This is a genomic window from Micromonospora sp. NPDC049081, assembly GCF_040648835.1.
Taxonomy (GTDB): domain Bacteria; phylum Actinomycetota; class Actinomycetes; order Mycobacteriales; family Micromonosporaceae; genus Micromonospora; species Micromonospora antibiotica.
Genome location: NZ_JBEZEK010000005.1, coordinates 289,084 through 311,845 on the forward strand (window position 1 = coordinate 289,084; position 22,762 = coordinate 311,845).

A 22,762-nucleotide genomic window follows, 5' to 3' on the forward strand; every position below is an offset into this window, starting at 1 on the left:
GTCGACGACAGCTCTGGGGAGCAGACATGGACAGAGGTACCACGCGCGCTGTGCTCGTCACCGGCGCCAGTCGCGGGATCGGCCGGACCATCGCCGTACGGCTCGCAACCGCGTCGACCGTGGTCGCCGTCCACTACCGTCGCGACGACGCGATGGCTGCGGAGACGGTGGACCTGATACGTGCCCGGGGTGGGACGGCGTTCGCCGTCCGTGCCGACTTCGCCGACGACTCGGGTCTGGACGTGCTCCTCGACGGACTGGCAGCGGGTCTCCGACACCACACCGGCGACACCACGCTCGACGTGCTGGTCAACAACGCCGGGGTGGGCTGCCGGGCGGATGTCGCCAAACTCGTCCCGGAACAGCTCGACCGGGTGTTCGCGATCAACGTGTGTCTCCCGGTGTTCCTGGCGCAGCGGGCCCTTCCCCTGATGCGCGACGGGGGTCGGATCGTCAACATCTCCTCGCTGGCCACCCGGGTGGCGCACCCCGAGATCGTCGGTTATGCGATGAGCAAGGGGGCACTCGAGGTCTTCAGTCAGGCACTGGCCGAGCAGCTCGGTCCACGTGGGATCACGGTGAACAGCGTCGCTCCCGGCCTCATCGACACGGAGTTCCACGGTGACCGGCTGCGGCAGCCGGGAACGGCGGCGGAGCTGGCGTCGAAGGCCGCGCTCGGCCGGATCGGTCAGGTGGACGACGTCGCCGACGTGGTCGCCTTTCTGGCGTCCGATGCCGCACGCTGGATCACCGGTCAGCGCATCGAGGTCGCCGGCGGGACCTCGCTCTGAACCGGGAGTCGCCAGGCAGTGGGCGCGGCGCCCCGATCGTGCGGCTGTCGCCCGCGGCATGGTGAGAATGTCCGCATCCGGCCACGACCGGCAATGGTCAGATGCGCGCCTGTACCGGTCGGCGACGGTCTGGCAGCCTTACCCGTGAGCCGCCCACCGATCGCCCCCGGTCGCCGGCAGCTCGAGTTCATCACGATTCTGGAATACCAGCGCGGCTGACCGTCGGCACTGTTGCCGCCTGCCCCGCGCGCCGGCCGCCTGATGCGGCCCGCCGGGGTCGTACGCCCTGTACAGCCAACCGCGTCGAAGCATGGTCGAGTCCGTGCCCCGACCGGGTCGGCCGGAAGAGACCGATTGTGGTCGGTCGGTCCTCACTTCGGCGTTCACTGAGGAGATCCGTTGACTAGTGGTGCTGCGCGGCCAGGCGGTGGTCGACTCGAATCGTTGACCGGCGCGCGATTCGTCGCCGCCTCGATGGTGTTCCTGTTTCACGTGGCGACACTGCGGCTGTTCGCCGACGGCACCGGTGTCTCCGGTGCGCTCACCTCTGCGACCAAGAGCGCCGCCACCGTCGGCGTCTCCTTCTTCTTTCTCCTCAGCGGCTTCGTCCTCACCTGGTCCGCCCGGCCCGACGACACGTACCGTGGGTTCCTCCGGCGACGGCTGGTCAAGATCTATCCCAACCACGCGGTCACCTTCGGGCTGGCGATGCTCGTCTTCGCCGCTGCCTCCACACCGTGGTCCACCGCGCTGCTCAATCTGCTGCTGTTGCAGGCATGGGTGCCGAAGCCGGACGTCTTTCTCAGTGTGAACGGCCCCAGTTGGTCGCTGTCCTGCGAGTTGTTCTTCTATGCGATGTTCCCCCTGCTGCTGCCCCGGCTCGCCCGGATCAGGGCCGGGCAGTTGTGGGCGTGTGCGGCCGGCGTCGCCGGTACGGTGATCGCGTTGCCCGTGCTCGGGTCGCTGCTGCCGGCGTCACCGCGGTTCCCGGAGGGCTTCGCCGGCACCGTGCTGGCCGACCAGTCCGTCGACCAGATGTGGTTCCTCTACGCCTTTCCGCCGGTGCGGCTCCTGGACTTCGTACTCGGGATGCTGATGGCGAGGATCGTGCTGACCGGTCGGTGGGTTGGCCCGGGGCGGGGCGTCGCCTTCGCGCTGACCGTCGTCGGTTACCTGGTCGGCCTCATCGTCCCGATGACGTACACCGTCAACGCGGTCCTCATCGTGCCGTTGGCGCTGCTGGTGCCCGCACTGGCGGTGGGCGACGACCGCGCGGGCCGGTCGTGGCTGAGCAGCCCGGTCATGCGTCGGCTCGGGGAGGCGTCGTTCGCGTTCTACCTGGTGCACGAGATCGTCCTGATCGTCCTGCGGGCGGGCATCGGCTTCGACCGTGAACTCGGACGGGGTGCCGGCCTGCTCTTCGTCGCCCTCGCCTTCCTGCTCAGCCTCGGCCTGGCCGTTCTTCTCCACCGCCTCGTCGAGTCACCTGCGATGCGCCGGTGGGGCCGCCCGCCGCAGGGCAAGCGCATCGAGACCGACGCCGCCGTCCGGGTCGAACCGTCGTAGCCGATCCGCCTGGCATCCCCGCTCATCCCCGTCAACCAAACGTGAGGAATCGTCATGCGCTTCTTGTTCGTCACGGGTGGGAGCCCGGCCACGGTCTTTCCGCTGACGCCGCTGGCCACCGCCGCGCGCAACGCCGGTCACGAGGTGATCGTCGCCTCGACGGAGGAGACGCTGCCCGCCATCGTCGGGGCCGGCCTGCCGGGCCTCTGCGTCTCACCGGTTCCCATCCGCCACCACATCACCACCGATCGCTCCGGCGCTGCGATCACGGAACCGACCGATCCGGAGGCTCACATGATCTACATCGGTCATGCCTTCGGCCGGTTGGCGGCGGCCTGCATCGACCCGCTGCTCGACTTCGCTGCGCAATGGCGACCGGACGTCGTGGTGGGCGGCATGCTCACCTTCGCGGCGCCGCTGCTCGCCAGCAGGTTGGGCGTTCCCTACGTGCGGCACTCCTGGGACACCGGTGAACCACCTGTCGTGGATTCGGCCGCCGAACGGGAACTACGCCCGGAGCTGGAGCGCCTCGGCCTGGACCGGCTTCCCGTTGCCGACCTCTGGATCGACATCTGCCCGCCGAGCCTGCGTCCGGCCGACGCCGGCCCGGCCCAGCCGATGCGGTTCGCCCCGACGAACATGCAGCGCCCACTGGAGCCGTGGATGTACGTCCGGGGCGAGCAACGCCGCATCGTGGTGACAGCCGGCACGAAGGTCGCCCGCGGCAACTTCTTCGACTACCTGGTCGACCTCGTCGGCAAGGTGAAGACGGTCGGGGCCGAGGTCGTCGTGGCGACGCCGGCAGCGGTCAGCGACGAGCTGTCGCAGCGGCTCGGTGTGCGGGCCGGCTGGTTGCCGCTCGACGTGGTGGCCCGCAACTGCGATGTGCTGGTGCACCACGGTGGCGGCGGCACGGCCCTGACCGGCATGGCGTGCGCCGTGCCGCAGCTGCTGATACCGAACATGCCCAAACTCCTGGCACCGTCGCGTCGTCTCGCCGACTCCGGTGCGGCCGTCATGCTCCTGCCGGGCGAGGACACCGCCGAGGCGATCGCGGCCGGGGTCGACCAACTGCTCCACCAGCCGATCCACCGAGAACGTGCGGCGGTGTTGTCCCAGGAGATCATGACCATGCCGTCAGCGGCCGACGTCGTGGACGTGGTGGAGAAGTTGTGCTGAGGCACCCCGACACCGTCCCGCCGGCCCGGTCAGAGGCGACGGCGTCCCGTCCGTTCCGCCGTGGAATCGACCCACTCTGGAGGACCAGCCCTCATGTATGAGGATCAGTTCCGAGGTCAAGTCGCCATCGTCACGGGTGCGGCCGGCGGTATCGGGGAGGCTGTCGTCTCCGCCCTCTGCCGGGCCGGTGCCTCGGTGGCGGCCCTCGACGTCGACGGTGACCGCCTGTCGGCGCTCTTCGGTGCCCACGACGACGCGCCCGGCACCGTCACGCGATTCACCGCCGACGTCCGCTCCGCCGTCGAGGTCGAGGACACGGTGGCCGCAGTGGAGGAGCGACTGGGCCCCGTCGCCTTCCTGGTGAACTGTGCCGGGGTGCTGCGGGCGGCGACCGCGGTCGAGCTGACCGAGCGGGACTGGGACGACACCCTCGCGGTCAACGCCCGCGGCGTCTTCCTCATGTCGACGGCCGTCGCCAGGCGGATGACGCCGCGCCGACGGGGCAGCATCGTGACCGTGGCCTCGAACGCGGCCGGAGTACCCAGGGTGCGGATGTCCGCCTACGCCGCATCGAAGGCGGCGGCGACCGCCTACACCAAGACGCTCGGGCTCGAACTGGCCAGCAGCGGCATTCGCTGCAACGTGGTCGCCCCGGGCTCCACCGACACGGCGATGCTGCGGGGACTGTGGGGCGGTGGTGACGGAACGTCCGTGTCCGTCGCCGGTGTCCCGACCGAGTACCGCGTGGGCATCCCGCTCGGCCGCCTCACGACCGTCGCCGACGTCACCAACGCCGTGATGTTCCTGCTGTCCGACCAGGCGGCCAACGTCACGATGCACGACTTCTACGTCGACGGTGGCGCCGCCCTCGGGCGTTGACCCGTCCGGACCAGGGAGATGAACTTGGACACCACCACTACGCCGTACGCGATGCCGGACCCCTGCGAACTACCCGTCAACACGGCCGGCTGGCGGCCCGATCCGCGCCGTGCCGTGCTGCTGGTGCACGACATGCAGCGCTACTTCCTGAGGTCGTTGCCGGCCTCGGGTCAGCCCGGCGGGGCACTGATCGCGAACACCGCAGCGCTGCTGCGACGTTGCCGACAGCTCGCGGTGCCTGTCGTCTACACCGCGCAGCCCGGGGACATGACGCAGGTCCAGCGCGGACTGCTGCGGGATTTCTGGGGCCCCGGCATGACCGCCACCGCACAGGACCGGCAGATCAGCGACGAACTGGCCCCGGGTGAGCGCGACACCGTCTTGACGAAGTGGCGCTACAGCGCCTTCCACCGCACCGCACTACTGGATCACCTCCGCGACGTCGGGCGGGACCAACTGCTGGTGTGCGGGGTGTACGCGCACGTCGGATGCCTGATGACAGCGGTCGAGGCGTACTCCCACGACATCGAGACGTTTCTCGTCGGCGATGCGGTGGCCGACTTCTCGGCTGAACACCACCGGATGGCCCTGCGGTACGCGGCCGACCGGTGCGCCGTCGTGCTCTCCACCGAGGCCGTCCTCGCCGAGCTGGGCCAGCGGTCGGTGCCCGCAGAATCCGTCAACCCTATCGAGGGGGAGCTATGCCGTTCGACGATGGACGTTTCGCCCGGTTGATGGATCAGGTGCTGGGGGCGGAGCCGCCGGCGTTCGCCCTGTTGCATCGGCCGGAGGCCGTGGGTGGCCGGGTCGAGCTGCTGGTCGGTGACGTCGGGTGCGTGCGTACGCTGGCCGACCTGCCGTTGCCCCGGTTGACGGGGCCAGGACAGCCCCGGCACGACCTGTTGGCCATGGTGCCGTACCGGCAGCTCACCGAGACCGGGTTCGAGTGCCACGACGACGGTGCCCCGCTGGTCGCGATGACCATCCGTGAGCAGGCGGTCGGTTCGGTGGCGGCCACGTCGAGGTTGCTGCCCGACGGCGTGATAGACCTCGGCACCCCGCAGTTCGACATCGGGGACGACGAGTACGCGGAGATCGTGCACCGGGTGCTCGTGAACGAGATCGGACACGGCACGGGTGCCAATTTCGTCATTAAACGCACACTCACCGCGCCGTTGCGCAGCTCGCCCGTCCAGACCGCGCTCACGGTGTTCAACCGGCTGCTGGCCGACGAGCGTGGCACGTACTGGACGTTCGTCATCCACACCGGCTCCCGCACGTTCGTCGGCGCGACACCGGAGCGACACCTCAGTCTCTTCGACGGCACCGCGATGATGAACCCGATCAGCGGGACCCTGCGTTACCGGCCCGGTGGACCGGCGGTGTCCGAGGTGCTCGACTTCCTGGCCGACCGCAAGGAGACCGGGGAGCTGTACATGGTCCTGGACGAGGAGTTGAAGACGATGGCCCGGGTCACCGACCGGGGCGGGCGGGTGGTGGGTCCCTTCCTGAAGGAGATGGGCAACCTGGCCCACACCGAGTACCTGATCGAGGGGTCGACGTCACTCGACGTGCGGGACGCCCTCCGCGAGACGATGTTCGCGCCGACCGTGACGGGCAGTCCGGTAGCGAACGCCTGCCGGGTGATCAGGCGTTACGAACCCGACGGGCGGGGCTACTACAGCGGCGTGGCGGCACTGTTCAGCCGGGACGTCAACGGCGGTCGCTCACTGGATTCGGCGATCCTGCTGCGTACCGTCGAGATCGTGGACAGCCGACTACGGATCACGGTCGGTGCGACGCTGGTGCGTGACTCCGACCCGAGGCTGGAAGTTCTCGAAACGCACGCCAAGGCGCAGGGTGTGTTGCGTGGACTCGGCGTGGCCCCGGGGCCCGACCGTACGGCGTCCGCCAGGTCGAGCCTCGCGGGTCACCCCGCGGTACAGGCGGCGTTGGCGGCGCGCAACACCGACCTGGCGCGTTTCTGGTTCGATGACCGGGACGGGCGCACCGGGGTGCCGCAGGTCGCGCAGCTCGCGGGACGGCGGGCGGTGATCGTGGACGCGGAGGACTCGTTCACCGCCATGCTGGCCCATCAGTTGCGCGAGTTCGGGCTACAGGTGACCCTGTGCGGGGCCACGGAGCCGTTCCCCCGGGAAGAGGCCGACCTGGTCGTCATGGGGCCGGGCCCGGGCGACCCGAACAACCGCGACGACGTACGGATCGACCGTCTGCACACCCGCATCCGGGACCTGCTGCACGCCGGTACGCCGTTCCTGGCGGTCTGTCTCAGCCATCAGGTCCTCGGTTCGCTTCTCGGGCTCGACCTGGTGCGACGCAGACGACCCAACCAGGGCGTCCAGCGGGACATCGAGTTCTTCGGCCGGCGGGTCCGGGTCGGGTTCTACAACACCTTCGCCGTCCGCAGCGCCGACGACCATCTGTGGCCGGCCGGGGTGGGGCCGGTGGCGGTGAGCCGGGACCCGCGGACCGGTGAGGTGCACGGGTTCGTCGGTTCACACTTCCGGTCGGTGCAGTTCCATCCTGAGTCGGTGCTCAGCACGGACGGCACCTCCATATTGGCCGAGATGGCCACGTCCGTGCTGTCCGGATCCGTGCACGAACTGGCCGCCGTCGACACATCACGCGGATGACACCGAATTCATCGCCGAGGGGCACCGTGTCCACAATTCTCGTCGCCGGTGGCGGCATCAGCGGGCTCGCCGTGGCCCTCGGGCTGTCCCGCCAGGGCCGGCACCGGATAGAGGTCTTCGAGCGCAACGCCCAGTTCGCCGAGCTCGGAGCCGGAATTCAACTGGCCCCGAACGCCTTCCACGCACTCGACCTGCTCGGTGTGTGCGATCAGGTGCGGTCGCGGGCGGTCTACATCGACGAACTGGTCCTCAGAGACGGCCGGTCCGGGGAACGACTGGTGACTCTGCCGGTGGGGGCCGACTACCGGCGACGATTCGGTAACCCGTACGCCGTGGTCCATCGGGGTGATCTGTACGCGCCGCTGCTGGCCGCGTGCCGCGCCGAGGAACGGATCCGGCTCAGAGCCGACAGCCCCGTGGTCGGGTACCGCACCTCCGACGAGTCGGTCGTCTGCGAGCTGGCCTCCGGTGAACAGGTGGTGGGCGACGTCCTGATCGGTGCGGACGGGATCCGCTCCCGGGTGCGGCACCAGCTCGTCGGTGACGGTGAGCCCCGGGTCACCGGGCACACCATCTTCCGCTCCGTGGTCCCGACCAGCTCCGTCCCCGCCGAACTGCGGTGGAACGCGGTGTCCCTCTGGGCGGGCGAGGGTTGGCACCTGGTCTCCTACCCGATAGCGGGTGGGCGGGAGCTGAACATCGCCGCAGTTCGTGACGGCGGCGCCACCCGGGCGGTCAGTGGTGAACCCGTCGACCAGCACCTCGTACCGGCCGCCTTCCCGGAGGCGGGAGGGCAGGCACGCCGGCTGCTGCACCTCGGCCGGCAGTGGCGCAGGTGGGTGCTGTGCGACCGGCCGCCGGTGGCGCGGTGGGTGCAGGGGCGGGTCGTCCTGATCGGCGACGCCGCCCACCCGATGCTGCAGTACGCCGCCCAGGGCGCCGCGCTGGCGTTGGAGGACTCCGTCGTCCTCGCCCGGTCGCTGAGGTGCGACCCCGACGAGATCCCGGGCCGCCTCCTGCACTTCAACGAGGTACGCCGGGAGCGCACCTCCCGCGCGCAGGAGGCGGCGCGGTGGTTGGGCGATGAGCTGTACCACCCTGCCGGCGTCCGGGCGCGGACACGGGACGCGATGCTGAAGTCGATGACCGCCGACGATCTCATGGAGGCGGTGTCCTGGGTGCACGGTTTCCGGTTGGGCGCGCAGGAGGCGTCACCCGCACCGCCGTGACCGGCACCCGGCGGTCACCGCCACAGTGTCAGCCAGAGATCGGCTTGGAACCCGGACGATCGCGGGTCGAAGGTGACGGTGCGAATCTCGACCAGGGCGAGAGCGTCGTCGTCCGTACGTGTGCAGAGCCAGAGGCCGGCCCGTGGTTCGACGACTCTGGTCTTCTTGTCGGACGGGGCGGCTTTGTCGCACTCCTGCGCCGTCGAGGGTTCGCGCGGCACGGTGGCCATGCCCAGATAGAAGATCATCCGCGGCTGCCAGCAACGGGGCCTTCGCCTCGCATGGGAGCGGACGTGCCGGGACGGGGTGGGGTGGGACCGGGGCGGGAGCCCGGCGGCGCTGTCAGCCGACGGCTCAGCCGGCGGCCGGCTCCCGGGTGTCGGCCGGTACGACCATCGGCGCTCCGGTGACCGGGTCGGGGACCACCTGGTTCGGCATCCCGAACACCTCGGCGACGAGCCCGGCACCGACGGTCGACGCCGGGTGCCCCTCGGCCACGATCCGGCCGTCGCGCATTGCGACCAGGTGGGTGGCGTACCGGGCGGCGTGGTTGAGGTCGTGCAGCACGGCCACCACGGTGCGTCCCCGGGTGACCAGGCGGTGCAGCACGTTGAGCACGTCGATCTGGTGTGCCACGTCCAGGTAGGTGGTGGGCTCGTCGAGCAGGACGAGGGGCGTCTCCTGGGCGAGCACCATGGCGATCCAGGCCCGTTGCCGTTGCCCGCCGGAGAGTTCGTCGACCCGCCGGTCGGCCAGCTCGGTGGTGCCGGTGCAGTCGAGCGCCGACTCGACGGCCTCCTCGTCGGCGTGGGAGAAGCGGCGCAGCACCCGTTGGTGGGCGTAGCGGCCCCGGCCGACCAGCTCGCGGACGGTGATCCCCTCGGGCGCGGACATGGTCTGCGGCAGCAGCGCCAGCCGCCGGGCGCGTTCCTTCGCCGGCAGGGTGACCAGGTCCGATCCGTCGAGCGTGACCCGACCCTCGGCGGGGCGGAGCAGCCCGGAGAGGGCGCGCAGGAGCGTCGACTTGCCGCACGCGTTGGGCCCGATGAGCACGGTGAACGAGCCGTCGGGCACGGCGAACGACAGGTCGGCGCTGACGGTCCGCTGGTCGTACCGGAGGGTGACGTTCTCGGCTCGCAGCCGCGCGGTCAGCTGGTCGACCATCGGGTCCTCCTGATCTCGTGGACGAGCAGCCAGAGCAGGTACGCGCCGCCGAGGGTGACCGTGACGACCCCCACCGGCACGGTCAGCGGGATCACGTGTTGGGCGATCAGGTCGGCGCCGAGCAGCAGCAACGCCCCGACCACGGCGGTGGCGGCGAGTGGCAGGCCCGGTGCCCGGACGAGCCGGCGGGCGATCTGCGGGGCGGCCAGGGCGACGAAGGAGATCGGGCCGGCGACGGTGGTGACCGCACTGACCAGGGCGACCGCGATGACCACGAGGACGGCGCGGTTGCGGTCGACCGCGACTCCGCTGGCGGCGGCGACGTCGTCGCCCAGTTCCAGTTGGGCCAGGGCCGCCGCCCACAGTGGGGTGACGGCCAGCAGCACCAGGATGATCGCGGCGGCCGGCCAGACCACGTCGGCGGTGGCGGTGTTGAGGGAGCCGGCGCCCCAGGCGGCGGCGAACAGCGCCGTCTCCAGGTCGGCGCGCAGCAGCAGCCAGGTGTTGGTGGCGGCGAGCATCGAGGAGACGCCCACCCCGACGACGATGAACCGGAACCCGGAGAGCCCGTCCCGGTAGGCGAGCAGGTAGATCGCCAGCGCCGCCAGCAGGCCACCGGCGAGTGAGCCGAGCATCAGCAGGTGCCAGCCGCCGCCGAGCAGCAGCAGGGCGGTCAGCATGCCGGTGAACGAGCCGTTCGCCAGGCCGATGATGTCCGGGCTGGCCAGCGGGTTGCGGGTGATGGTCTGGAAGATCGCCCCGGCGACGCCGAGCGCCGCGCCGAAGGCGACGGCCGCGGCGATGCGGGGCAGCCGCCACTCCAGCACGACGGTGCGGGTCAGCCCGTCGATCCGGCCGCCGAGCACGCCGAGCACCTCGTCGAGGCGCAGCGGGAAGTCGCCCAGCCAGAGGCCGAGCACCGCCAGCGCCGCGACGACGAGCGCGGCGGCGGCGCAGACGGCGGCTTCGCGTACGCCGACGGTCACGTGCCGGTGGTCGGTGCCGAGCAGCAGCCGGCGACCCCCGGCGGTGCGGCGGACCGGCCGGTTCACAGCGCGGTCGCCCGTCGGCGTCGGGCCAGCGCGATCAGCACCGGAGCACCGACGAACGCGGTGACGATGCCGACCGGCATCTCGCTGGGCAGCACGGCGATCCGGCCGAGCACGTCGGCCAGCAGCACCAGCATCCCGCCGGCCAGCAGGGACCCGGCGAGGATCCGGCGCTGGTCGGTGCCGACGCCCCAACGCACCAGGTGCGGCACCACGAGCCCGACGAACGAGATGGGGCCGGCGATGGCGCTGGCCCCACCGGCGAGCAGGGTGACCGCACCGAGCACGAGCAGCCGGGTCCGGACCAGGCTGACGCCCTGGGCGGCGGCCAGGTCGGGGCCGAGCGCGAGCGCGTTGAGGCTGCGGGCCGCGACCAGCGCGGCGAGCAGCCCGGCCACGATCAGCGGGAGCACCGGCAGCAGCACTGCGGTGTCACGTTCGAGCAGGCTGCCGGCGTTCCAGCCGCGCATCCGGTCGAAGGTGTCGGGGTGGGTGAGGGTGATCCCGGTGGTCAGGCCGGCGAGCACGGCACCGGTCGCCACCCCGGTCACCAGCAGCCGGGTGGGGGTGGCCCGCAGGTCGGCGGCGCCGCCGACGGCGTACACGGCGGTGGCGACCAGGAGCGCGCCGAGCAGGGCGAGCCACATGTAGCCGGCCGGCGAGGTGATCCCGAAGAAGGCGATGCCGGCGGCGACGAACGCGGCGGCACCGGCGTTGACGCCGAGGATGCCCGGTTCGGCGAGCGCGTTGCGGGTGAACGCCTGCATCAGCGCGCCCGCGACCCCGAGGCCGGCTCCGACGAGTAGCCCGGCGAGGGTGCGCGGCAGGCGCTGCCCCCAGACGACGTACTGCGCGGTGTCGCTGCCGGCGCCCCGCAGCGCCGCCCAGACGTCCGCCGGGGGCACCGGGTTCGCGCCCACGAAGACCGACAACACCACCGACCCCACGAGTACGACGACCGCCCCGACCAGCCACCGCCGGGTGGTACGCCGACGCGCGGCACGGCCGGTGGTCGGCCGTACCGCGCGGGCGGGTGTGGTGGCGGTCAACTCGACGCGGTGAGGATGCGTTCGAGGTCGTCGAGGACGGCCTGCCCACCGACCGTGCCGACCCCGGTGATCCAGAAGGACTGGTCGACGAGGTGCAGGCGGGGGAAGGCGGCGGCGTTGGCGGTGACCGAGGCGGGGATGGTGCTGCGGTCGTTGACGTCGACGGTGGTGACGAAGACGTGGTCGGCCTTGGCTTCCAGCACCCGTTCCGGGGAGACGTCGACCGAGATGGAGTTCTCCCAGTCGCGCTCGGGGGTCTTGAAGCCGACGCACTCCAGTGCGCTGCCGGCGAACGAGGTGGGGCCGTAGAGGGTGAGGACGCCGTCGCGGGGGCGGATGAGCTGCGCGCTCTTGCCGGCGGTGCCGAACTTCTCGGCGATGTCCGCGCACCGCTGCCGGAAGTCGGTGAGCAGCTTGTCGGCGGAGTCCGCACCGCCGAGCGTGGTGGCGGTGAACTTCACGTTGTCCTGCCACGGGTCGGCCTGGGACGCCATGAACACGGTCGGGGCGACGTCGGTGAGCTGCTGGTAGAGGGCGGAGTGCCGGGATTCGGTGCCGATGATCAGGTCGGGCTTGAGGGCCGCGATCTTCTGCACGTTGGGTTCCTGGACGGTGCCGACGGTGGTGATGCCGGCGGCCTTGTCGCCGAGGTACTTGGGCACGCCGGCGGCCTCGTTGAGCACGGCCGCGCCGACCGGGGTGAGCTGCAACGCGATGGCGGTGTCGAGTTGGACCGGTTCGAGGACGACGACCCGGGTCGGCTTGTTCGGCACGGCGGTCTTGCCGCGCGCGTGCTCGACGGTCCTGGTGTCGCCGACGCTGCCCGCCGGCTCGGAGTCGTCGGAGCCGCAGGCGGCCACGGCGAGCACCGCCGCCGAGGCGACGGTGAGGGCGAGGAGGCGTCGGCGGAGTGTTCGAGGGGTCGGCGTACGCATGGTGCGAGGTTCCCGTCTGGCTACTTACAGTGATTGTCCACTAACATTTTTAGGTTAGCATTACCTAATCATCCACCTCGTCGCGGGCCGGGCGGTCGTGCCAATAGCCCTGTGTGTGGACCTGCTGTGGATCGACGCGCGCCTCGGTGAAGAGCCTGCGCACCTGCGCAATCCTGCTACTCTCCGTAGCTGTCCAGGCGTAGAACTGCGCCCCCGACGATGCCGCCGCCGGCCCGTACTCGGCCAACCAGTCGCCCACCATGGCGGTGAGGACCGTCCCGCCCGGTGCCCCGCGACGCAACCGGACCTCGACCGTGTGGCCGGCGGTCACCTCGTCGAGGGTGGCGGCGTCCGCCGCGACGCCGGCCTCCAGCAGGACCGTCGCCCGCACCCCCGGGCCGAGACCGGACAGGATGCCGCGCACCGCCGGGTACGCCGTCTCGTCCGCGGCGATCAGCACCCGGGTCGCCGGCCCCGGCTCCCACTGCACGCCGTACCCGGGTTGGCCGGCCCCCACGTGCGGGCCCGACAGGAGCAGCCGGTCGCCCGGCCGGGCCGTCGCCGCCCAGCCGCTCGCCGGGCCGTGCGGCTGGTGCAGGTAGAAGTCCAGGTCCAGCTCGCCCGTCGCCGGCCGGGTCCGGTACGCGGTGTAGCTGCGCAGCCTCGGGCGCACCTCGCCGGGAACGGACCGCCACTCGCGTCGCCACGTCTGCTCGGGCAGCCCCGCCCGCAGCGCGGTCGGATAACCACCGTCGACCGGCAGCATGATCTTGATGCGCTGGTCGAGCTGGTACGGCGCCATCTCCCGCAACCGCTCGTCGCCGAGCGTCACCCGGACGAACCCGGGCGACACTCGCCGGGTCGCCGTCACGGTCGTCGCGAACAGGACGTTGGGCGAGTTGCCGAATGCTGACATGCCGGCAGAGGTTAGCGTGCCCCGTCCGGGCAGCTCACCGCCCCGGACCCGGCGGGTGATCAGGGCCCCACCCGGCTCGTGCCCGGGTCACCCCCGGCGGCGGCGTTCCCGGGAACCGGCCACCGGACCAGGAAGAATGCGCAGAACATTGACGGTGACCATGGCGATGATCCAATCTGACGCCGGCCCGGGTCAGGAAGTCCGGGCTTTCATTGCGTCGGCGAAGGAGCTCGCATGCCACACATCACGTTAAATACCAACGAACCCGGAATCCGTGGCCTGTTCCGCTTCCGGCCGGAGACGGCGTTGCCACTGAACGGGCTGGTCGAGGCGCTGCTGTGTGCACCGGGCACGTTGACCCGGGGCGAAAGGGAACTCATCGCAGCCTATGTGTCCGGCCTCAACGAGTGCCGCTACTGCTACTCCGCCCACGCGGCGTACGCGGCGGCGCAACTCCCCGAGGGCATGCCCCTGGTCCAGCAGGTGCACGACGACGTCGACAGCGCCCCGGTGTCGGCCAAGATGCGCGCGCTGCTCGACGTGGCCGGCGCGGTGCAACGCGGTGGTCGGGAGGTCACCGGCGAGCTGGTGGCCGCCGCCCGGGCCGAGGGCGCCACCGACGTGGAGATCCACGACACCGTGCTGATCGCCGCCGCGTTCTGCATGTTCAACCGCTACGTCGACGGGTTGGCCACCGTCCTGCCGGACGACCCGGACTTCTACACCGACCGCGCGCAGCGGATCGCCGCCCACGGCTACCTCGGGGTACTGCAACAGGAGGTCATCCACGAGTGACCGACCCCGGCGGGCACCGGCAGGTCGGCGGGCGTCGGCGCGGCACGCCGTCACCGGGCCTGCCGGAGCGCGTCGGCGAGTGCGGCGGCCGTCGTCGCGGCCACCCGGGGTTGGTCGACGAGCATCTCGTCGATCACGTCGGCCAGCCTCGCCGGAACAGCCCCGTCCCGCTGCCGGACGGGCACCGGCCGGGTCCGCAGGACCACCGCGACCGGGTCGGCCCCGGCGGGGAAATCCCGGGGCGTCGTCCCCGTCAGCATCCAGTACAGACAGGCGGTGACCGCCCACAGGTCCACCTCCGGGCGGGCGTACCGGTAGTCGATGAGTTGGGCGCGGGGCTGGAAGGCGAGGCTGCCGCCGATCGCACCGGTCCCGGTGTGCCCGGACAGGCCCGCCTTCTCGAACGCCTTCGCCAGCCCGAAGTCGGCAACCTTGGTGACGACCTCACCTCCGGCCCCGGTGGTGAGCAGCAGATTGTGCGGGGTGACGTCCCGGTGCACCAGGCCGTGGGCGGTCTGGGTCCGGCCGTCGGCCAGCACGACCGCAAGCTCCGCCCGGTGGGCGTAGGCCAGTGCGTCCAACGCGTCGAGCGTGATCGGCAGCGCCTCTTCGACCGGGAGCCGGCCACCACGCCGGGCCACGAACTCGGCGACACTGCCGCCCGGGCAGTATTCGCAGGTGAAGAAGAAGGCGGCATCGGCCGCGCCGCTGCTGTGCAGGGCGACCACGTTGCGGTGCCGCAGCCCCCGGACACACGCGATCTCGCGGCGGAAGGCGTCCCGCGCGGCGGGGTCCACCGCCCGGTCGGCGAGCAGCGTCTTCAGGGCCACGAGCCGGCCGGACGGCTCGTGGCGGGCCAGGTAGACGACGCTGTGACCGCCCCGGCCGATCTCCCGCAGCACCCGGTGGTCGGTGAAGTCGTCGAGGCCGGGGGCCCCGACCGCCGCAGCCGTCACCAGCGCCGGCAGGGCCCGTCCCCGATCCGGACCGGGGGGCCCGGTGTCCGGGGTGGTCGGCGTGGCCCCGGTGGGGGTGGCCCCGGTGTCCTCCGGTCCGGCGGCGGCTTCCCGAGTCCCGTCGTCGGGCAGGGTGACGCGTAACGTCGCGCGCCCGACCCGTACCTCGTCACCGGCCGACAGGTGCTGCCCGCCGTCGACCGGGCGGCCGTTGAGGTGGGTGCCGTGCCGACTGCCGAGGTCGCGTATCCGCACGTGGGGAGGGTCGATGTCGAGTTGGCAGTGCCGGCGGGAGACCAGCCGCTGCTCGTCGTCGACCCGGATCCCGCAGTCGGCGGCCCGCCCCACCACGACCGTCGTGCGGCGGTGGAAGACGTACGTGTCGACGGCGGACCCGGCCTGCACGGTCACCGTGACGGGCGGGGGGACCGGCACCGCCCCGGCGGGTCGCCCGGCCCCGGGGTCGTCGGTGCCCACGCCCGGCCGCCCGGTCAGTCGACCAGCGCCACGTACAGCGGGCTGCCCAGCAGCACGGTCATGCCGGGCCGCCCGTCGAGTTCCGGGTACGGGCTGGGCCCGTGGAGCAGCCGCTTGGCGAGGAACTCGACGTTCTGCGTGGGCCCCCGCAGGCGGGTGCCGGCCTGGTGCACCGAGGCCAGCGCCGCCACCTCGGCCGCGTCCGGCTCGTCCGCCGCGTCGTGCGCAGTGCCCGGCACCGGTGCGGCCTCGTCGTCGACGAGCCCGGCGAGCAGCGCCGGCATCGTGGACGATCCCAGGGGCCCACGCCCGGTGGACTCGGCCGCCGGGGCCGCGCCGACGAGGTGGAACGGTGACCCGCCGAGGCCGACGACGGTGTCGTCGGTGCGGCCACCGAAGTAGACGAGCGACAGCTCACCAGTGGTCGGGACGATGCCCCACCGCATCGGCAGCAACCCCCGGAAGAACTGCCCCGGCTCGTCCACGGAACCGACGTCGGCGTGCTCGTCCAGGTAGCGGGTAACCCGCTCCAGGCGGGCCAACCGGTCGGTGCCCGGGTTCTCGACGCTACGTTTCACCCCGACGACGGTGAGGTTCACGCTGAACTCGGCGGCCCGCCTGCGCTGGTGACCCGGGTCGATCTGGGACAGCAGCATGTCCACCTTGGCGTCGCTGACGTAGAGGTAGTAACGAAAACTCACGGTCACTCCCTGACGACGCGGCCCGACCACCGAGGTTACCGTCCGCGACCAACCGATGGTTGTCCCGTGTGTCGGGGGGTGCCAGGCTCGAACCATGCGGTGGCGTCCCGGGGACCGGATTCTGGGCCTCTACGAAGTGCTCGACGAGCCCCTCGCCGGTGGCATGGGTCTGGTCTACCGGGTCCGGCACCCGGGCTGGGACACCGACCTCGCCGTCAAGGTGCCGCGCCCCGAGCAACTGACCACCGAGGCGCAGCGTGCCCGCTTCGAAGCCGAGGCGGGCACCTGGGTCGGGCTGGGCCTGCACCCCCACGTGGTCAGCTGCGCGTACGTGCGCCGGGTCGACGGGCTGCCCTGCGTGTTCGCCGAGTGGGTCGCCGGTGGATCGTTGGACCAGGTGGTCCGGGCCGGGCGACTGCACGAGGAGCCGGACGGCGGGTTCCTCGCCCGGGCGCTCGACCTCGCGGTGCAGTCGGCGTGGGGCATCGACCACGCCCACCAGCAGGGCCTCATCCACCAGGACGTCAAACCCGCGAACATCATGGTCGGCCTCGACGGCACCTGGACCGCGAAGGTCACCGACTTCGGGCTGGCCGGTGCCCGCGCCGCCGTGGACGGGGCCACCGGTGCCGCGGCGGACGTCAGCCTGGGCGCGAGTTTCGGCGGCATGACCCCCGCCTACTGCTCGCCCGAGCAGGCCGAGGCGGCGGCCGGTGCGCGGGTGACCCTCACCCGGGCCACCGACGTCTGGTCGTGGGCGCTGTGCGTGTGGGAGATGTTCGCCGGTCACCGTCCCTGCCGTTACGGTCAGGCGGCACGGGAGACCTTCGCCGAATACCTGGCGGCGGGGGAGACCTTGCCGGCGGCGCAGCCGATGCCGCCGGGGATCGTCGACCTGCTCCGGCGGTGCTTCGACGTCGACCCGTCGACCCGCCCCCGCCGCCTCGCCGACCTGGCCACCGAGGTCGCCGGGGTGTACGCGGACGCGCTGGGCGTCCGCTATCCACGGGTGCGGCCGTCGGCGGCCGGCCTGCTCGCCGGCAGCCTGTCCAACCAGGCGCTCTCGCTACTCGACCTCGACCGGCCGGCGGAGTCGGAACAGCTGTGGCGCTCCGCCGTCGACACCGACCCGCACCATCCTGGTGCGGTCTACAACTGGGCGCTGTACCGGTGGCGGCAGGGCCGGATCACCGACGAACAGGTGCTGGCGGAGCTGCTGGCGGCACGGGAGATCGCCGGGGAGAACTGGCGGGCCGACCACCTGCTGGGGTTCGTACACGCCGAACGGGGTGACGACGCGGCGGCCCGGCCGCTGCTGGCCGCCGCGCCCGCCGGCCCCGAGATCACCGAGGTGACCGCCGCCCTGGCGAGGCGCGGGACGCAGCCCGGGTCGCAGCGGCTGCCCGGCCACCGGGGCCGGGTGACCACCGTCGCCGTCGACGGGAACGGTCGGGTGGCGGTCACCGGCGGCAGGGACGGCAGCCTCCGGACGTGGTCGCTGACCGGGCAGCCGGTGGGCACCGAACTCGGTGCGGACGGGACCGGTGCCGAGGTCACGGTCCTGACGGTCGACCGGGACGGCCGGGCCGCGCTCGTCGCCCGCAAGGGAGGCCCGGTCGAGTGCTGGGACCTGGCGCGGGACAGGTGTGTCCGGGTGCCGTCCGACCAGCGGGCGGCGGTGACCGCACTGGCGCTCACCACCTCGGGCACGGCCGCCATCGGGTACGACAACGGTCGGATCGAGGTACGGGACACGGCTGACGGGCGGCTGCGGCGCACCCTGGAGCACCCGCCGAGCACCCACCAGAACCTGGACGCGGCGGGCCGGATCCTGCCGGAGATCCAGGAGAGCCCTGCGGCGGTCACCGTGCTGGGCCTGAGCGAGGACGGCGCGGTCGCGGTGTCGGCGGCGCCCTCGGACGGCAGTGTGGTGGTCTGGGAGGTCGACACCGGACGGTGGCTGCACCGCCTGGTCAAGTCCGCCGACATGCGGATGACCGGGGTAAACCAGGTTGCGTTGGGCGGGTCCGGCAGGTACGCCCTGCTGATCGGGCACCAGACACGGGTGGCGCACCTGTGGGAGACCCGACCCAACCGGGTTCGGGGTCCGGTGCCGAGCACCCTGAACCGGCACTCGACGATCGTGCTCAGCGGCGACGGCGAACGGGCGGCCTCCATCGGGTTCGGCAGTGCCAACCAACCGGCACGGATCTGGGAGACGGATTCCGGTCGGTGCCTGCGTACCGTCGCCACGCGTACCGACGGGCTGCCACCGGAACTGGCCGGTCTGCTCTCGCCCACCTGTGTGGCGATCAGCGGCGACGGAACGCTGGCCGTGATCGGGGACGAGTACGGGGGGCTGCACGTCCACCGGTTGCCCCGCCCCGACCTGCGGGCGCCGTGGAGCTACGAGCGGCCCCTGGCGGCGCGGGCGGTGCTGGCGGCCGAGGAGCAGGTCCGGCAACGGATCGCCCGGGCGGAGGCGCTCGTCCGGGAGGGTCGGACGGCCGACGCCGCCGGGCAGCTACGGGCCGCCCGCGACCTGGTCGGGTTCGAGCGTCACCCGGAGCTGCGGGACCGGTGGGAGCGGTTGGGGCGGACGGCGGGCGGGCGGACCGTACCTTTGGGCGTCTGGCAGCGCTACGAACTGCGCGGCGGCAACTTCACCTTCGTGGCCGGGCTGGAGCCGGCGCTCAGTGTCGACGGGGAGTTGGCGGTGACGGGTGGCGCCGACGGCCTGATCCGGGTGTGGGAGCTGCCGACCGGTCAGCAACGGCACACCTTCGTGGAGCGGGTGGGCAATACGCACACCCTCGTGCTCTCCGCCGATGCCCGGCTCGCGGTCAGCGCGGACTGGGCCGGGACCGCCCACCTGTGGGACCTGACGACCGGCCGGCGGCAGGCGGAGCTGCACGGCGACCACGGGGTGGTGCGGGCGGTCGCCCTGGACGGTGCGGGGCGGTACGCGATCGTCGGTGACGCCGAGGGGAACCTGTGCCTGTGGAGCCTGTACCGGTTCCACCTGAGCCGCACGATGGTGGCACACCAGGGGCCGGTGGGGGCGGTCCGACTCAGCGACGACGGTCGGTACGCCGCGTCGGCCGGCACGGAGGACCGGACGTGCCGGCTGTGGCGTACGGGCACCGGCAGCCCGGTGCTCACGGTCCCCGTCGGGTTCGGCCGGACAACGCTGCGGTTCACCCCGGACGGCCGGCAGCTCCTGGTCAACTCGGCGGGTGAGTTGACCGCGTGGGACGTGCACACCGGCCGCCAACGGTACGTCCTGCCGAGCCGGGGCGACGCCGTGGCGGTGAGCCGGGACGGACGGGTCGGGCTCGTCCCCGCGTACGACGGGTCGTACGGGCGGGTGGTGTCGGTGTGGGAGCCGGCGACCGGGCGGGTGCTGTGCGAACTCGCCTCCGAGGCGGACGTGTTCGACGTCAGCCCGGACGGGCGGCACGCGGTGACCGCCGACGCGGACCGTACGCTGCGCATCTGGGACGTGCGGACGGGGCGGCGCGTGCACACGTGCGACGGTCATCCGGAGCCGGTGACGTCCGTGGCGTTCACGGCGGACGGCCGGAGCCTGGTATCGATGGACGACCGACCGGCGATCCGGCGGTGGGAGCTGGACTGGGATTACGATTTCACGGGCTGACCCGCAACCGGGCCGAGCCGAGCCGGGTGCTGAGCCCACCGCCCGCCACGGGCTCCATCAGCTGGTCGTCGTACGCCGCCGCGCGCAGCGCGTCGTCGTGGGCGGCGCGCTGCTTGCGGGAGAACCGGCTGCGGTCGACCGCGAGGTCGGCCATGACCGGCGGGACGAGATCCCGGAACTCCTGCGGCAGGCCGGCGGTGTTGCGTTCGTAGTGGGGATCGTCGGGGTAGCTCAGCGTCAGGGTGATCGGTGGCTCGCCGCGTAGCCGACCGCCCAGGGCGCGCAGGGAACCGGCGAGGAACTCCAGGGCGATCTTGATGTCCACCGACAACCCGACGTTGTTGGAGTCCGGCTGGTATACGGGTGGGACGTCCTCGGGCACCACGAACCGTACGGTGACCCGCTTGGCGGGCAACTCCAGCAGCAGGCGGGGCCAGGGTCCGCCGCCCTCGATGGTCACGTCGACCCGCTGGGGATCGACGGACAGTCGCAGGCTGAGCCAGTCGATCATCGCCAGGGCCTCGGGCGGCAGGTCGTCCTGACGGTACGGGCCCCGGCTGCGGGTCCGCAGCGCGCTCGCGTGCATGGTGGTCAGCACGCGTGCCCCGGTGCTGTCGATCTCCAGGGAGAGCGGGTGGACCGCCAGGTCCCGCATGACGCGCACGACCGCGCCGATCAGCACTGATGGTGCCGCAACGGTGGCCATCGCCTGCCCTTCCGTTGGGTGTGTGACAGGTGTCGCACCGTGACGGACAGTGTCGCACATGAATGTGTTCGGCGCTGTCGTCCGGACGCTGACCGGGGTACGCGGTGAGCCGCCCGCCCACCGGCGCCGCGCGGATCGTCGACCCGGGCGGATCAACGCGGGTCGACGGGTGCGCCCGGTCCTTTCTGGATGGTGTGGCCTGGCTATTGTCAGCGGGTGATCCATCGAGGGATCTCTTTTGCACGGGGAGAGCAGATGATGTCTTGGCGCCTTCGCGCGCTTTCCGCCACCGTGGCAGCTGCCGCGGTGGCCCTGTCGATCACCACTGCGGGCGGGGCGGCAACGGCCGCCGGGCCCGTCCTGGAGATCACGTCGATCGCCTTCGCCCGGCCGCAGGTCGACGTCACCCAGGACTACGCCGTGGTCGACCTGACGTGGACGATCACCGACCGGGCGGCCAGGGCCCAGCGCGTCAACGGCGCGGTCGAGCTGCGCCAGTTCGCCGGAGACGAGCAGGTCGGCCAACCCCACACGGTCTCCTACGACCTGCTCGGGGGTCGTACGCAGGTCGGGGGCACCGGAACGGCCCAGCAGTCCACCTACGTCTACGAGTTCGTGGTGCCGCGTTACTCCGTCGCGGCCGAGACGGTCTGGCGGGTGACCAAGGTGACCATCGCCGACGACGTCGCCCACGCCCGTACGGTGCGCGACCCGGGCCCGGCGGCGTTGGCGGTGACCCAGCTCGTCGACTCCCAGGGGCCGGTGGCGGAGCAACTCTCCTTCGACTTCGGTCAGCCGAGCGGCTTCTACGATGACGGTTCCGGGGTGACGTTGCGCTACCGGGTGCAGGTCGTCGACGAGTCCGCCTTCAGGAAGGGCAAGCTCACGCTCGCCGGCCCGGGAGGTGCCCGGCTGACCTCCACGTTCCAGCTCGTCCAGAGCGGTTCGCAGTGGTCGTGCAACGGTGAGACGGTCTATGAGCCGACCTGGGCGTTCTGCCCCGTCTCGATCGTCGTGCCGGCCGGTTCACCGTCCGGCACGTGGCGGGTGGCCCGGCTCGACCTGACCGACAGTTGGGGCAACACCCGGACGGACACCTCGCCGCAGGGGCCCGAGCCGATCCAGGTCAGCCGCAACGACGTGGTCAGCGCGTCGGGCTTCGCGCTCGTCCCGGCGCAGGTGAACAACTGGCGGGGGCAGGCGACGACGTCGCTCAGCTTCACGCCGCACGGTGCGGTTGGTGGCCTGACCGCCGTCGACGTGGATCTGTCCTGGTGCTCCCAGCTGTCACACACCCCGACCTTGGGTGAGAACGGCGTGGCCTCGGTGGAGATCCGGGTGCCGGCGGGCTGGGCCAGCTCCTGCCGGATCGACGGGATCAAGCTGACCGACGGCGCGGGTAACGTCGCGTTCTACGGCACCACCTACGCTGCTCCCGAACTCGACCTCACCGTCACCCGGGTGCCGGACGAGAAGGCGCCGGTGGTGCTCTCGGCGACGCTGCCCAAGGCGACCTGGACGTCCCAGGAGACCGCGGACGCCTGGGGCCTCGGCTTCGACGTCACGATCGAGGTCGACGAGTTCGCTCCGATCTCGTCGACCAGCGCGACGATCTACGACAGCACCGGAGCTTCGCGGGGCGGCATGTACGGGGGGCAGCACGACGACGGCACCGGTCTTCTCCACCTGGCGGTGTCGACCGGCCGGTTGGAACCGGGCCGGTACACGATCGGGTTCACGCTGGACGACCAGGCCGGCAACTCGAGTTCGTGGGGCTATCCGAACAATGCCGGCACCCCGCTTCCCGGCGGTCCGTTGACCCTGACCGTGGTCGCTGACTGACGGTCGGCCGGACCGCCCGGTCGGGCCGTTCCTCCGAGCGGTGGGCCGGGGCGGCGGGCCGCCCCGGCCCGGGTCCTGCCGGAAACCGGAGGGCGCCCCTGTCGCCGTACCCCTATGTCGGGCCCCGTCGCGGTCTTCCGCTTCGCCTCGCTGGCGTACGTCGGGCTGCTGGTCCTGCGCGACGCCGACCGGTACGCCCACCCGGTCGCCGCCGGT

19 protein-coding genes are annotated in these 22,762 nt (G+C 71.9%); 10 read left to right on the forward strand and 9 right to left on the reverse strand.

Annotated elements, in window-relative coordinates; translation table 11 throughout:
* Window positions 1-26 precede the first annotated feature (26 nt).
* The 7 genes from AB0B63_RS11420 to AB0B63_RS11450 all read left to right on the forward strand — a co-directional run bounded on the left by AB0B63_RS11420 (window position 27) and on the right by AB0B63_RS11450 (window position 8,298).
* A complete protein-coding gene (locus AB0B63_RS11420) occupies window positions 27-791 on the forward strand; it encodes an SDR family oxidoreductase (RefSeq protein WP_208565411.1) in 765 nt (254 codons plus the stop codon).
* Window positions 792-1,235: 444 nt separating this feature from the next.
* Window positions 1,236-2,357, forward strand: coding sequence for an acyltransferase (locus AB0B63_RS11425; RefSeq protein ID WP_208565412.1), 1,122 nt, complete (start codon window positions 1,236-1,238; stop codon window positions 2,355-2,357).
* A 54-nt stretch (window positions 2,358-2,411) separates the two neighbouring features.
* A complete protein-coding gene (locus AB0B63_RS11430) occupies window positions 2,412-3,536 on the forward strand; it encodes a glycosyltransferase (protein ID WP_357017045.1) in 1,125 nt (374 codons plus the stop codon).
* A 93-nt stretch (window positions 3,537-3,629) separates the two neighbouring features.
* Window positions 3,630-4,415, forward strand: a complete 786-nt coding sequence (locus AB0B63_RS11435; protein ID WP_357017047.1) for a 2,3-dihydro-2,3-dihydroxybenzoate dehydrogenase — start codon at window positions 3,630-3,632, stop codon at window positions 4,413-4,415.
* Between the two features lie 24 nt (window positions 4,416-4,439).
* A complete protein-coding gene (locus AB0B63_RS11440; RefSeq protein ID WP_279632640.1) occupies window positions 4,440-5,150 on the forward strand; it encodes an isochorismatase family protein in 711 nt (236 codons plus the stop codon).
* A complete protein-coding gene (locus tag AB0B63_RS11445; protein ID WP_357017051.1) occupies window positions 5,117-7,069 on the forward strand; it encodes a chorismate-binding protein in 1,953 nt (650 codons plus the stop codon). The genes AB0B63_RS11440 and AB0B63_RS11445 overlap by 34 nt, the downstream gene beginning before the upstream one ends.
* Before the next feature lie 26 nt (window positions 7,070-7,095).
* The gene (locus AB0B63_RS11450) at window positions 7,096-8,298 is read left to right on the forward strand and encodes an FAD-dependent monooxygenase (RefSeq protein ID WP_357017054.1); all 1,203 of its coding nucleotides are present in this window, start codon (window positions 7,096-7,098) and stop codon (window positions 8,296-8,298) included.
* 14 nt (window positions 8,299-8,312) lie between these two features.
* Here AB0B63_RS11450 and AB0B63_RS11455 read toward each other — a convergent pair whose 3' ends face one another.
* The 6 genes from AB0B63_RS11455 to AB0B63_RS11480 all read right to left on the reverse strand — a co-directional run bounded on the left by AB0B63_RS11455 (window position 8,313) and on the right by AB0B63_RS11480 (window position 13,411).
* Window positions 8,313-8,546, reverse strand: a complete 234-nt coding sequence (locus AB0B63_RS11455; protein WP_357017057.1) for a hypothetical protein — start codon at window positions 8,544-8,546, stop codon at window positions 8,313-8,315.
* 106 nt (window positions 8,547-8,652) lie between these two features.
* Window positions 8,653-9,450, reverse strand: a complete 798-nt coding sequence (locus AB0B63_RS11460; RefSeq protein ID WP_357017136.1) for an ABC transporter ATP-binding protein — start codon at window positions 9,448-9,450, stop codon at window positions 8,653-8,655.
* Window positions 9,447-10,514, reverse strand: a complete 1,068-nt coding sequence (locus tag AB0B63_RS11465; RefSeq protein WP_357017060.1) for an iron chelate uptake ABC transporter family permease subunit — start codon at window positions 10,512-10,514, stop codon at window positions 9,447-9,449. Before AB0B63_RS11465 ends, AB0B63_RS11460 begins: the two co-directional genes overlap by 4 nt.
* Complete coding sequence (locus AB0B63_RS11470) at window positions 10,511-11,560, reverse strand: iron chelate uptake ABC transporter family permease subunit (protein ID WP_255597821.1); 1,050 nt, start codon at window positions 11,558-11,560, stop codon at window positions 10,511-10,513. The genes AB0B63_RS11465 and AB0B63_RS11470 overlap by 4 nt, the downstream gene beginning before the upstream one ends.
* A complete protein-coding gene (locus tag AB0B63_RS11475; protein ID WP_357017065.1) occupies window positions 11,557-12,495 on the reverse strand; it encodes an iron-siderophore ABC transporter substrate-binding protein in 939 nt (312 codons plus the stop codon). The genes AB0B63_RS11470 and AB0B63_RS11475 overlap by 4 nt, the downstream gene beginning before the upstream one ends.
* Before the next feature lie 64 nt (window positions 12,496-12,559).
* The gene (locus tag AB0B63_RS11480) at window positions 12,560-13,411 is read right to left on the reverse strand and encodes a siderophore-interacting protein (RefSeq protein WP_208565421.1); all 852 of its coding nucleotides are present in this window, start codon (window positions 13,409-13,411) and stop codon (window positions 12,560-12,562) included.
* 234 nt (window positions 13,412-13,645) lie between these two features.
* On the opposite strand from AB0B63_RS11480, the gene AB0B63_RS11485 reads away from it, so the two are divergent.
* Complete coding sequence (locus AB0B63_RS11485) at window positions 13,646-14,206, forward strand: carboxymuconolactone decarboxylase family protein (protein WP_357017068.1); 561 nt, start codon at window positions 13,646-13,648, stop codon at window positions 14,204-14,206.
* A 50-nt stretch (window positions 14,207-14,256) separates the two neighbouring features.
* Here AB0B63_RS11485 and AB0B63_RS11490 read toward each other — a convergent pair whose 3' ends face one another.
* Both AB0B63_RS11490 and AB0B63_RS11495 read right to left on the reverse strand, forming a co-directional pair.
* Complete coding sequence (locus AB0B63_RS11490) at window positions 14,257-15,639, reverse strand: FHA domain-containing serine/threonine-protein kinase (RefSeq protein ID WP_357017071.1); 1,383 nt, start codon at window positions 15,637-15,639, stop codon at window positions 14,257-14,259.
* Between the two features lie 14 nt (window positions 15,640-15,653).
* Window positions 15,654-16,340, reverse strand: coding sequence for an SAVMC3_10250 family protein (locus AB0B63_RS11495; protein WP_357017074.1), 687 nt, complete (start codon window positions 16,338-16,340; stop codon window positions 15,654-15,656).
* 94 nt (window positions 16,341-16,434) lie between these two features.
* Here AB0B63_RS11495 and AB0B63_RS11500 point away from each other — a divergent pair, with 94 nt between their 5' ends.
* A complete protein-coding gene (locus tag AB0B63_RS11500; RefSeq protein ID WP_357017077.1) occupies window positions 16,435-19,998 on the forward strand; it encodes a protein kinase in 3,564 nt (1,187 codons plus the stop codon).
* On the opposite strand, the gene AB0B63_RS11505 is transcribed toward AB0B63_RS11500, so the two are convergent.
* Window positions 19,988-20,704 (reverse strand): hypothetical protein, encoded by a 717-nt coding sequence (locus tag AB0B63_RS11505; protein ID WP_357017080.1) that lies wholly within the window; start codon window positions 20,702-20,704, stop codon window positions 19,988-19,990. The two genes, AB0B63_RS11500 and AB0B63_RS11505, sit on opposite strands and share 11 nt — an antisense overlap.
* A gap of 306 nt (window positions 20,705-21,010) precedes the next feature.
* Between AB0B63_RS11505 and AB0B63_RS11510 the strand changes: the two genes are divergently transcribed.
* Window positions 21,011-22,546, forward strand: coding sequence for a hypothetical protein (locus tag AB0B63_RS11510; RefSeq protein WP_357017083.1), 1,536 nt, complete (start codon window positions 21,011-21,013; stop codon window positions 22,544-22,546).
* Window positions 22,547-22,762 lie beyond the last annotated feature (216 nt).